Genomic DNA, 12,779 nt, shown 5'->3' with positions numbered 1-12,779 from the left:
TGCTTGACGTAGAAACCGAAGGTTCCCTCAGGGCCCCGTCAGCCCTCACCGTCATTCCCGCGAAAGCCGGAAGTGCCTTCCAGCGGCGGAAGCCGGTCATCCATTTCGCTTTGGCGCCGGAAGGACCCCGCCCCATCACGGCCGTATCCGCACGATGCTGGTCATGTGGTCGATGAAGGTGGAGCCATCCTTGCCGTAGAGCATCGGCAGCAGCGGCGTCACCGAGACGGCGTTGAGCTTCACGTGGCGCACGCTGCCATCGGCCTGCCGGTAGCTCATGCCGAGCACGTCGTGGATCACCCACGGCTGCCCCTGCCACTGGCCGATCACCATCATCACGTGGCCGGGGATGTAGACCAGATCACCCACCTCAAGCGCCTGCGCCGCCCTGACGCGCTCGTCGTGGCTGTCTTTATCGGTGAACGCGCGATGCGCCAGCGCCGGGCTGATGGCCTGCCGGCTGGTGTTGCGCGGCATCTGCACGCCCATCGAGCGGTACACGTCCGAGACGAAGCCGGAGCAGTCGCGGCCATCGTAGGCGTGGCCCCAGCCATAGCGCTCGCCGAGGAACTTGAACGCCTGGCGCAGCAGGTTGGCGCGGGTCAGCGGCAGGTAGTCCGCCGCGGTGTCGGTGTTCTTCTGCAGCAGCGCCGGTGCGAACGCGAGGGCGCCATCCTTGCCGTGGATCGGCAGCTCCAGCACGTGCGACGTGTAGGGCGTCTGGCCGTTCACCGCGGCGTCCGGCGCCAGCCCGGTAGCCAGTGGCAGGCGGTCGCCCATGTCCAGCTGCAGCTGCGACAGCTGCGGCTGCTCGCGGGTGAACACGGTACGCACAGTGGCGCCGGTGACCACCCGGTACGGGGTCTTTTCCGCGTAGCCGAACACTTGCGCCGCGCTGCCTTCGGCGATGTTCGCGCGCCGCGTCCACGCTGCGTAGCGTTCGCTCACCACGAACAGCCACTGGCCGTCGCCACTGGTGTGCGCGATCACCACCGGCGTGCCGGGAAATTCGGCGGTCTCCTGGAAGCGGTCGATGTCGGTGTCGCCGGCCTCGCTGAACACGCGCAGCGCGGTGGGGAAGCTGCGCAGCGCGGCGCGCTCCACCACCAGCCCGTAGCGCGTTTTCTGGTGGGCCGGCACGGCGTCGATGGCGGCATTGGCGACGACCCCGTCCAGTGTCGCCTGCGGCACCGGCGTGCCCTGCACGTCGTAGAGCGCATGGGTGGGACGGCTGGAAACCCCGCTGATCCAGCCCTGCACGCGCGCACGATCGAGTTGCGCGGGCAGCGCGCGCAGATCGTGCATCGAGGGGTCACGAGCCAGCAGCGCGGCGTTCTGCGCCGCGATGCGGGCCGGCGTGAGCACCACAGCGTCGGGATGCGGCAGCCGGTCGATCCAGAACTGCGGGTCGAGTTGGGCGTCGCCCACGCCCAGCACGCCCGACGGCGGCACCGGCAGGCTGTCCGCGGCCCGGGACGACGGCACGGCGAGCAGCAGGCCGAGCAACACGGCAGAGAGGGCGGAGCTTCGAAGGTGCATGATCAGGTCCCGTCGTTTGAAAGGCTCAGGGCACCGCCAGCATCGCCATCAGCGACGCCACCAGCAGCCCGAAACCGGTACCGAGGATGTAGCCCAGCAGGGCCAGCAGGATGCCCACCGGCACCAGCGCGCGCGAATAGCTCGCTGCCAGCACCGGCGCCGCGGCGACGCCGCCGATGTGCGCCAGCGAGGCGATGCCGCACAGGTACAGGTCGAAGTGGAACACCCGCGCGCACAGTGCCAGCACCACGGCGTGCAACGCGATGACCGTGATGCCGCACAGCAGGTACAGCGGCGCCTCGCCGAGGCCGTGGAAATTGCTCTGCGAGGCCAGCACCGCCACCACGAAGATCAGCATCGCGCCGGAGATGCTTCCCGCGCCGGGGAACCGCGCCAGCGGCGTGTGCGCCACCGCCAGCCCGGCCAGGGTCGACAGCAGGATCGTCCAGGTGGTGGCGCTGACCATGTCCGACACCGGCAGCACGCCCGCGAGCAGGCGTGCGAGCGCGGTCGCCAGCAGCGCCATGCCCAGCCACAGCAGCACGTTCTCCGGCGTGGTGGGGCCGCGCTCGGCCACCTCGGCCACCTGCAGCTCGCCGCTGGAGCGCGCCCGCGTCCAGCGGTTGAACGCCGGTGCCAGCCGCGCCACCGAGAACAGCACCACCACCCACATCGAGTAGCACACCGCGTCGGTGAGCAGCGACATCGCCAGGTGCGGGTCGGACATGCCGATCGCCTGCTTCACCCCGATCATGTTGGCGGTGCCGCCAACCCAGCTGCCGGACAGCGCTGCCAGCGGATGCCAGTCGTCCCCGGGCAGCCAGCGGCGATAGAGCATGAAGGTGACGAGGAAGGCGATGAACAGGCTGACCGTGGTGCAGGCGAACACGCCCAGCACGCGCGGCCCCAGCGCGAAGATCGCGCGCAGGTCGCAGTTGATCATCAACAGGAACAGCAGTGCCGGCACGAGATTGCCGACCAGCAGCGACTGCGCCGCCCGGATCGGCGCATTGACCTGCCACACCCCGGCGATCGCCAGCGCGGTCACCAGCAGGTAGACCATGACGATCGGCGGCAGCACGTTGAACACGCGCCAGCCGAAGCGACGCTCCAGCGCCGGAAACAAGCCCGCCACCACCAGCATCAAGCCCAGGAACGGCCACACCGTCTGGATCACCCGTACCCCCTCTGCGAGCCGCCCGCGGCACCGCAGGCAGCGCCGCCTTGGAATATCTGATTCTTTATCGCGTCGACCGCAGCATAAATTATTGACCCGCTTTTGCAAGCATGCTACACAACCGTCACGCAAGTTCATGCCAGCGGGGGTCGCGTGACGATGAGCCGACGGGGAAAACCAGGCAGGTACTGCGCCGCAGCGGTGTTCCGTCACTCGCTGCAGGCCGCCGTCTGCACACTCTCGCTGGCCACGGCGGGCGCCGCGATGGCGGTACCCACGACAGGGGCGACCACCGAAGCCCTGCCCGCGATCATCGCGCAGATCGACGCCGGCCACTTCCAGGCCGCCAACGCCGCGATTGATGCGGCGCTCGCCAAACCCGGCCTCGACGCCACCGAACGCGAACGCCTGACGTTCCAGCGCGAGCGGATGCGGCGCATTCGGCTCGACTTCTCGCTCGACGCCGACGCCGCCCGGGCGCGCGTGCGCAAGCAGATTCCCGACCTCACCGACGCCGAATTCGCCCGCTGGGACCGCGCCGGCCTGTTCGAGCACCTGACCATCGACGGTCGCACCTGCTATTTCAACCGCGCTCCCGGCAACCTGTTCCGCCTCAGCGAGGAGGCGCGCCAGCGCCGTGCGGTGCAGACGCCGTTCGACGACGGCCCCAACGAGATCCTCAACGACCACCATCGCGCAGTGCGGCGCGAGGCACTGGCGAGCGGTCGCACCGGCGTCGCGCCGAACCGGGTGGAAGTCACCCAGACCCTGACCGTGGATGCCGATGCGGTGCCGGCGGGAGAAACAGTGCGCGCGTGGATTCCCTACCCGCGTGCCATCCCCGGCCAGCAGGAGGGCATCCAGCTGGTCGGCAGTGCGCCCGCGGGCGCACGCATCGCGCCGGAATCGGCGCTGCAGCGCACCGCGTACCTGGAGAAGAAGGCCGTTGCCGGCCAGCCCACGGTGTTCTCGATCACCTACGACGTCACCGTGCTGGCGCAGTACCACCGGATCGATCCGGCCAGGGTCACCGCCGAGCAGATCACCCCCGCGCTGGCGCCGTACGTCGCCGAGCGCCCGCCGCACATCGTATTCACCGACGACCTGCGCGCGTTTTCGCGCAAGGTGGTGGGCGACGAGAAGGATCCCTACCGCATCGCGCAGAAACTGTTCGCCGCGGTCGACCGGATCCCGTGGGCCGGTGCGCGCGAGTACTCCACCCTCAGCAACATCAGCGACTACACCCTGCACGCCGGCCACGGCGACTGCGGCGAGCAGACGTTGCTGCTGATGACCCTGCTGCGCCTGAACGGCATTCCGACCCGCTGGCAGTCCGGCTGGATCTTCTCCGACGCCAGCTACAACAACATCCACGACTGGGGCCAGCTGTACCTGCCGCCTTATGGCTGGGTGCCGATGGACGTGACCTTCGGCCAGCTCCAGCCCGCTTCCGGCGACGACCCGGCGCTGCGCTGGTTCTACCTGGGCGGGCTGGATGCCTATCGGATCGCCTTCAACGACGACTTCAGCCAGCCGTTCGTGCCGGCCAAGACGTTCCCGCGCTCGGAGACGGTGGATTCGCAGCGCGGTGAAGTCGAGTGGAAGGGCGGCAACCTGTACTTCGATCAATGGGATTACCACTTCGACTGGCACACCGTGCCGGCGCAGGGACGCTCGGACAACTAACCGGCCGCACCACAAGCGGCCCGAGCAGCAACGGGGAGATGGGGCAATGAGCAGCAGTCGGCACATACGCAAGACCGCGTTGAATATCGCCATGGGCCTGGGTTTGATGGCCGCGCTTCCAGCCGCGTTCGCGGCCAACAACGACGGCACCGTGGTCGGCCACACCCGGCCTGGCGCCACCGTGACGGTGGTCAGCCCGGACACCGGCTTCACCCGCACCGTGACCGCCGACGACAGCGGTAACTACCGCCTGCCGTTCCTGCCGATCGGCCGCTATACGCTCACCAGCGAAGCGGCCGGCCAGGCCGTGGGCGCGCCGGTCAACGTCACCGTGTCGCTGGGCAACGCCACCACCGTGAACCTGGTGTCGCGCGACGCGGTGGAGCTGGGCGGCGTCACCGTCACCGGCGCCAGCGTGGCCAGCGCGGTGGACGTGACCTCCACCGAATCGGCCACCAACGTCACCCGCCAGGAACTGGCGCGGCTGCCGGTGGACCAGAACGTGGCCTCGGTGGCGCTGCTCGCGCCCGGCGTGGTCAAGGGCAACGCCGGCTTCGGCGGGATCTCCTTCGGCGGCTCGTCGATCGCCGAGAACTCGTTCTACGTCAACGGCCTCAACGTCACCGACTTCTACAACCGCAACGGCTTCTCCGAGGCGCCGTTCGCGTTCTACCAGGAGTTCCAGGTCAAGACCGGCGGCTACTCGGTGGAGTTCGGCCGCACCACCGGTGGCGTGGTCAATGCGGTGGCCCGTTCGGGCACCAACGAATTCCACGCCGGCACCGAGATCACGATGGAGCCGGGCAACTGGCACTCCCGCGGCGGCGATTACACCTTCGACGGCGAGCGCTATTACACCTCCAGCCGCGACCGTGACTCGCTGATCAAGACCAACGTGTGGGCCTCCGGACCGATCGTGAAGGACAAGCTGTTCTTCTTCGCGATGTACGAGCAGCGTGGCGCCAGCCCCCGCAACACCAACGACACCGGCACGTCGATCACGGACCACAGCGCCAACCAGGGCTTCTGGGGCGGCACCATCGACTGGAACATTACCGACAGCAACACCCTGTCGCTGATGGCGTTCTCGGACAAGAACCGCGATGTCGGCGACGTCTACAACTACGACTACGACACCGACACGCGCACGGCCAAGAGCAACGAGGTCTACACCGACACCGGCGGCAGGAACTGGGCGCTGACCTGGACCAGCTACCTCACCAACGACCTGTCGATGAAGCTGATGTACGGCCGCAACGAGCGCCAGGCCGACGTCAGCTCGCAGCGCGACGAGGAGTGCAACCGCGTGGCCGTGAGCACCGGTGCGCCGCAGCCGCCCGGCGGCCTCACGCCCGGCTGCACCAGCAGCTCGAACATCGCCTCGCGCGTGGACACCCGCAAGCAGTACCGCGCCGACTTCGAGTGGACGCTGGGGGACCACCTGCTGCGCTTCGGCTACGACCACGAGCTGGACACGTCCGACTACGCCCGTCGCTATCCTGGCCCGGGCGGTTATTACTACAACGTTTACGCCAACACCGGCGATCCGGCCGACACCGATGGCGGCGGCAGCATCCCGGCCGGCGATCCGGCCTGGGTTCGCGTGCGCCGCTACGAGATTGCCGGCACCTTCGAGACCGAGAACTCGGCGCTCTACCTGGAAGACAACTGGCAGCTCACGCCGAACCTCGTGTTGAACGCGGGCCTGCGCAACGACAGCTTCGACAACCGCGACGCCAGCGGCCGCAGCTATATCAAGATCAACAAGCAGATCGCGCCACGGCTGGGCTTTGCCTGGGACATGAAGGGCGACGGCAGCACCAAGCTGTTCGGCAACCTCGGCCGCTACTACCTGCCGGTGGCCAACGTGATCAACATCAAGCAGGCCGGCGGGCTGCTGGACGAGCGCTCGGCGCATCGGTTCCTGGGCTGGGAAACGCGGGAGATCAACGGCGTGCAGTACGCCTTCCCGATCGTCGGCGACGCGCTCCCTGGCAGCCATACCGATACCTCGCAGGGTGACGGCACGGTCGGCGACCTGCGCTCGGAAGTGGACAAGGACATGGACCCGGTCTACCAGGACGAGGCCATCCTCGGTTTCCAGCAGATGATCAATGCGCACTGGTCGTGGGGCGTGAGCGGCACCTACCGGCGCCTGCACAACGCCATCGACGACATGGAGATCAGCGCCACGCCGCAATGCGGCGGCGATGGCTACATCGGCTACGTGATGGCCAATCCGGGCAAAAACCTCACCGTCTACGGCGATACCGACTGTGACGGCACGGCAGACGGCTACATCAACATCGACACGTCCAAACAGGGCTTCGCGCTGTACGACTCCGACGGCAACTATCTGGGCCAGCGCGGCTGGGTGAAGCCCAAGCGCACCTACAGCTCGCTGGAGTTCCAGCTCGACCGCGCGTGGGACGAGAAGTGGTCGTTCAACGCGTCCTACGTGCTGGCCTGGAACCGCGGCAACGCCGAAGGCCCGGTCAACTCCGACACCGACTTCGACGACACCGGCCGCACTGAGAACTTCGACGATCCGTGGGTGAACTTCGGTGGCGACGGCTTCCTGCCGAACGACCGGCGTCACCAGTTGAAGCTGCGCGGCGTCTATGCGCTCACGCCCCACTGGCAGGTGAGCGGCGACATGGACATCCATTCGGGCGGCCCGATCACCGGCTTCGGCGTGGGCAACCCGTACGACGCGTCCAACTACCACAGCTACTTCATCTGCGTGGACAAGTGCGGGAACATTCCCGGCGCCACCGACGCCGATGGTGACCCCGTGCCTTACCCGTCCGAGGACCGCGTCTATGAGCGCTCGCCGCGCGGCAAGTACGGGCGCCTGCCGTGGACCTACACCCTCAACGCCGGCATTGCCTACATCCGACCGTTCAACGGCGGCAACCTGCGCGTGAAGCTGGCCGTCTACAACCTGCTCAACCAGCAGCGCACCGTGCAGGTGGACCAGGATCTGCAGACGGGCCTGGGCGACAACGACACCGGCACAGGTCCCGCGTTCAATGACACGTTCCGGTTGCCGATCGGTTTCCAGAGCCCGCGCTTCACCCAGCTGACCGTCGCGCTGGATTTCTAGGCCACCCTCCCCTGGCCGGCCCGCCCTCCCCGGCGGGCCGTTTTTTTTCGGCCATGCCGCAAAAGGAGTCTTCTTGTTCAACAGCCCCTGCGATCCCGGCCTGATCGACGAACATGAGCGGCCCGCTGCCGACACCGCGGCGCACCTGGACGACGTCGACCTCGTTGCGCTGGCCGCCCAGATGGGCACGCCGCTGCATGCGTATTCCGCCAGCGCGATCCGCGCCCGCATCGACGGCCTGCTGGCGGCCCTCGAGGGCACGGACGCATTGGTCTGCTACGCGGCCAAGGCCAACACCAATCTCGCCATCGTGCAGCTGATGGCCGAGCGCGGACTGGGGGCGGACATCGTGTCGTCCGGCGAGCTGTGGCGCTGCCTTCGTGCGGGCATCCCGGCGTCGCGGATCGTGTTCTCCGGCGTCGGCAAGACGGCGCAGGAGATCGCCGAGGCGCTGGAGGCCGGCGTCGGCCGCTTCAACCTGGAATCGCGCGACGAGCTGGAGACGCTGCAGCGGGTCGCCGCTGCGGCCGGCGTGGTGGCGACCGCGGCGGTGCGGATCAATCCCGACGTGGACGCGCTCACCCACGCGAAGATCTCCACCGGCCGGGCGGAAAACAAGTTCGGCGTGAGCATCGACGAGGCGCGCCACTGGTTCGACACGGCCGCCGAGTATCCGAACGTGCGGCTGGACGGCCTGCACGCGCACATCGGTTCGCAACTGCTGCAGCTGGCGCCGATCCGCGCCGCGCTGGCGCGCGTGGCCGCGTTCTGGCGTGAGCTGGAGCAGGCCGGCCACCGCGTCGCCAGCATCGACGTGGGCGGCGGCCTGGGCGTGTGCTATCGCCACGGCGAAGACCGGCCGATTGCCGCGGCGGACTACGTGGCGGCGATCCGCGACGCGCTGCAGGGCTTCGGCGGCCGCCTGCTGCTCGAACCGGGCCGTTACCTTGTGGCCGAGGCCGGCGTGCTGCTGACCCGCGTGGTGCGGGTCAAGCCGGGCGAACAGCGCCAGTTCCTGGTGGTGGACGCGGCGATGACCGAGCTGATCCGCCCGAGCCTGTACGACGCCTGGCACGACATCGCCCCGGTGCTGCCCAGCGGCCAGCCTGCGATGCGTTACGACGTGGTCGGTCCGGTGTGCGAAAGCAGCGATACCTTCGCCCGCGATCGCCAGCTGCCGCGCTGCGCGGCCGGCGACCTGCTGATGATCCGGGGCACCGGCGCCTATGCCGCGTCGATGGCCTCGACCTACAACTCGCGCCCGCTTGCCGCCGAAGTACTGCTGGACACCGGCCGGTACGCGGAAATCCGCCGCCGCCAGAGCTTCAGCGAGATGATTGCCGGCGAACAATCCGTACGGCAGTGGCAGACCACCTGAGGACCCTCACCATGATCGGACGCCTTGCGCTCGCGCTGACCCTTGCCGCAGCCCTGCCCGCCATCGCCACCGCCGACGGCAAGGACCCGCCGATCACCATCGACACCCACGTCGACATCCCCTTCGGCTACATGCACGAGCCGCGTTTCGACGTCGGCACGGCGACACCGCTGCTGGTGGACCTGGGCAAGATGGAGCGTGGCGGGCTCGACGCCGCGTTCTTCGTGATCTGGGTGCCGCAGCACGCGCTCGATCCAGCCGGCTACGCAAAAGCGGTGCAGCAGGCGGAGCAAAAGTACGACGCCATCGGCGACATGCTGATGAAATACCCCGACCGCATCCGCCTCGCCACCACGCCCGCGCAGGCGCTGGCCAACCGCAAGGCCGGGTTGCTCTCGGCGATGATAGGCATCGAGAACAGCTACTCGCTCGGGCACGACCTGCACCGGCTCGACGCCGCCTACGATCGCGGCGCACGTTATGTCGGCCTGGTGCATGTCGGCAACAACGACCTGTGCACCAGCTCGCTGCCCGATACCGAACACGGCGAGCCCGCGATGAGCAGCGCCGGCGACACCGGCATGAGCGACTTCGGCCGCGCGGTGGTCAGGCGCGCCAACGCGCTCGGCATGATGGTGGATATCTCGCATGCCTCCGATGCCTGCGTGCGCGATGCCTTGCAGGTTTCCACCGCACCGCTGCTCGCCTCGCACTCCGGCGCACGCGCCGTGCTCGATCATCCGCGCAACCTGCCCGATGACCTGCTGCGCGCCATCGCGGCGAAGGGCGGCGTGATCCAGGCGGTGGCGTACAAGGAATTCCTGAAGAAGGATCCGGCGCGCGAGGCGGCCGAGAAGAAATTGCAGGCCGCGATCGCCAAGCAATTCGGCGAAAAGGAATACGACAGCGACACCGACGACTACCGCCCCGAGATGGGCGCCGGCATGGCCGACATCCAGAAGAAATATCCGCTGGCCACGCTGGACGACTACATGGACCAGATCCAGCACATGGTGAAGGTCGCCGGCATCGACCACGTCGGCATCGCCTCGGACTTCGACGGCGGCGGCGGCATCACCGGCTGGACCGACGCCAGCGAAACCCGCCACGTCACCGCCGCCCTGCGCAAGCGCGGCTTCAGCGACGCCGACATCGCGAAGATCTGGGGCGGCAACCTGCTGCGGGTGTGGGGCGAGGTGGGTTGCGATGCGCTTTGACGCGCGCCCACCTCAGGCTATCGGCGGCCGTTGTTCGTCGTGGGGAATCCCAGTTGATGGCGATGGCGCCGCGGTAGAACCCTGTCCCGTTGCCTCCGTGACGCCAGCGATCGCAGGCACCCGGTGCGTTGACGGAGGCAGCATCGAAGACGGCCGACCGCGCGCGCGGCGCCGCGCCATTAAGGAGATGCTGAATCACGGCCGGCGCCGGGATCACGACGTGGCAAGACTCCTCCTCGCCCCAGCCGCACCTTCCGTTATGCCAGCGGACGCTGGCGTCCCGCGCCTCGCGTCCCGCACACGGCCGAGAGCATGGCGGTGTTCCGCAGGCCCGTCCGCCCTGCTCTGTGCCATCGCGCTCGCCTTCGCCGGCTCGGCGCACGCCACGCACCAACCCGCCGCGTCGCCCGATGCTCAGGCCACCTACGATCCCATCGTCGACGCCGTCGTCGCCCGCTACCACCTGCCCGGCATTGCCGTCGGCGTGATCGAGAACGGCAGGGTCGTCTACACCGCCACCCGCGGCGAGACCGTCACCGGCTCCGGCCAGAGGATCGACACCGACACGCTGTTCAAGATCGCCTCCAACAGCAAGGCGATGACCACCGCCCTGCTCGGCCGCCTGGTCGACCAGGGCAAGCTGCACTGGGACGACCCGGTCACGAAATACCTGCCCGACTTCGCCATGCACGACCCGTGGGTCACCAGGAACATGCGCGTGGCCGACCTGCTCACCCACGCCAGCGGCCTGCCCGAAGGCGGCGGCGACCTGATGCTGTGGCCGGAACCCAATGCGTTCACCCGGCAGGACATCATCCACGGCCTTCGTTCCATCGCACCCGGCTACAGCTTTCGCTCGAAGTACCAGTACGACAACCTGCTCTACGTGGTGGCCGGCGAGGTCGCCGCGGCGGCGGGCGGCGCGTCGTACGAGACGCTGATGCATCGCGAGGTGTTCGCGCCGCTCGGCCTCACCCGCTGCCAGGTTGGCAGGTGGAACCGCGACGCGGTGGGCAACGTGGCGCAGCCGCATCGCCAGACCGATGGCCACAACGAACCGATCCGCGAAGACGGTGCGACCATTCCCGCGATCACCTCGGCACCGGCCGGCGGCATCCGCTGCGACCTCACCGACATGCTGACCTGGGCGACCAGCTGGCTGGCCCCGACGCCGGCACAGCTGGCCTGGCTATCGGCCGAACAGCGCCAGATCCTGCAATCACCGCACATGCTGATCCCGGTGTCGGAGCAGCGCCGCGCCTGGGACCACAGCCACGTGATGGCCTACGGCTACGGCTGGCGCATGGCCGACGTCGACGGCCAGTGGACGGTGTGGCACACCGGCACGCTGTCGGGCATGTACTCCGAACTGATGCTGCTGCCGGATCGACGCAGCGGCTTCGTGTTCCTGATCAACGGCGAGGCCGAGGATGCACGCACCGTGCTGGGGGAACTGCTGCTCAAGCACTTCACCGCGCCGCACGACACGCGCGATGCCACCTGGTACGCCGATGCGCTGGACCATGCGGCCCAGACCGACAACCGCGGCACGCCGGCACCGGACACCACGCGCGCCGTGCCGCTCGCCGCGGCGGAGGCAACGGCGTGGACCGGCCACTACCGCGACCCCTGGCTGGGCGAGCTGACCTTGTGCGCGGCCGGCAACCGCGTGCGCTTCGCAGTGGCGAAATCGCCCAAGCTCAGCGGCGACGTGCAGCGCCTGGACGGTCGCCTGCTGGTGCACTGGGACGACGCCACCGTCTCTCCCGACGCCTGGCTGGACGTGCATCCCGGCAGCCCGGTGACGCTGACCATGGCCAAGGTCGACGCACAGGCCGACTTCAGCTCCGACTACGAGGATCTGCACTTCACCCGCAGCGGAGACTGCCCATGACGCAAGACAGCTATGCACGGGCGCACCCGGTGCGCGACCCGCGCCTGCCGCTGCGCACGGTCGCGCACCGGGTGCGCTCGTGTGTGATCGCGGCGTTTCTGCTGGCGCTCGCCGTGCCGGCTTTCGCCGAGCAGCCCGTCACGCTTTCCTCCGCAAGCACGGCCGCCGAAGCAAACCTGGTCGATATCCGCAGCCTGGTGCCGGACATCCACGAGGACATCAAGTACGCCGGCCACGACAACTTCGTCGGCCGCCCGGTGGATGGCTACCTCGCGCCGAAATGCCTGCTGCTGAAACCCGTCGCCGCGGCGCTGGCTCGGGTCGAACACGACCTGCGCCGCGAGCATGCGCGCCTGCGCCTGTGGGACTGCTATCGCCCGGCCCGCGCGGTGGCCGACTTCGTACGCTGGGCGCATGACCTGTCCGACCAGGCCACCAAGGCCGCCCACTATCCCGATCTGCACAAGTCGCAGCTGCTCGGCGACTACATCGCCCCGGTCTCCGGCCACAGCCGCGGCGCCACCACCGACCTGACCATGGAGCAGTGCGACGCGCACGATCGCCACTGCGTGCCGCTGGACATGGGCACGCCGTTCGACTGGTTCGGCGTGCGCGCCAACACCGACAACCCCGGCGTGACCGCCGCGCAGCGCGCGAACCGCCAGCGCCTGCTGCACGCCATGGCAAGGGAAGGGTTCGGCAACTATCCAATGGAGTGGTGGCACTACACCTTCCAGCCCGAACCCACGCCGCACACGCTGTACGACACGCCGATCCGGTGA

The 12,779-nt window shown here is 68.5% G+C and carries 8 protein-coding genes; 6 read left to right on the top strand and 2 right to left on the bottom strand.

The features are described from left to right. Positions 1-135: 135 nt before the first annotated feature. Positions 136-1,539 (bottom strand): C40 family peptidase, encoded by a 1,404-nt coding sequence (locus VFG40_RS02865; protein ID WP_324894695.1) that lies wholly within the window; start codon positions 1,537-1,539, stop codon positions 136-138. Between the two features lie 25 nt (positions 1,540-1,564). Continuing rightward, positions 1,565-2,716 (bottom strand): DUF819 family protein, encoded by a 1,152-nt coding sequence (locus tag VFG40_RS02860; RefSeq protein ID WP_324894693.1) that lies wholly within the window; start codon positions 2,714-2,716, stop codon positions 1,565-1,567. A gap of 264 nt (positions 2,717-2,980) precedes the next feature. On the opposite strand from VFG40_RS02860, the gene VFG40_RS02855 reads away from it, so the two are divergent. The 6 genes from VFG40_RS02855 to VFG40_RS02830 all read left to right on the top strand — a co-directional run bounded on the left by VFG40_RS02855 (position 2,981) and on the right by VFG40_RS02830 (position 12,779). Then, entirely contained in the window at positions 2,981-4,402 is a 1,422-nt protein-coding gene (locus VFG40_RS02855) for a transglutaminase-like domain-containing protein (RefSeq protein ID WP_324894814.1), read from the top strand. 46 nt (positions 4,403-4,448) lie between these two features. After that, positions 4,449-7,508 carry a TonB-dependent receptor gene (locus VFG40_RS02850; protein WP_324894691.1) on the top strand — a complete coding sequence of 1,020 codons (3,060 nt, stop codon included), beginning with the start codon at positions 4,449-4,451 and terminating at the stop codon, positions 7,506-7,508. 103 nt (positions 7,509-7,611) lie between these two features. Then, positions 7,612-8,886 (top strand): diaminopimelate decarboxylase, encoded by a 1,275-nt coding sequence (gene lysA, locus VFG40_RS02845; protein ID WP_414649235.1) that lies wholly within the window; start codon positions 7,612-7,614, stop codon positions 8,884-8,886. 11 nt (positions 8,887-8,897) lie between these two features. Next, complete coding sequence (locus VFG40_RS02840) at positions 8,898-10,103, top strand: dipeptidase (protein ID WP_324894686.1); 1,206 nt, start codon at positions 8,898-8,900, stop codon at positions 10,101-10,103. A 259-nt stretch (positions 10,104-10,362) separates the two neighbouring features. Beyond that, positions 10,363-11,997, top strand: a complete 1,635-nt coding sequence (locus VFG40_RS02835) for a serine hydrolase domain-containing protein (protein ID WP_414649234.1) — start codon at positions 10,363-10,365, stop codon at positions 11,995-11,997. Then, on the top strand, positions 11,994-12,779 hold the full coding sequence (locus VFG40_RS02830) for a M15 family metallopeptidase (protein WP_324894684.1): 786 nt from the start codon (positions 11,994-11,996) through the stop codon (positions 12,777-12,779). Before VFG40_RS02835 ends, VFG40_RS02830 begins: the two co-directional genes overlap by 4 nt.

Source organism: Dyella sp. (assembly GCF_035685805.1).
Lineage (GTDB): Bacteria > Pseudomonadota > Gammaproteobacteria > Xanthomonadales > Rhodanobacteraceae > Dyella_A.
This window is presented reverse-complemented; position numbering and strand designations above follow the sequence as displayed.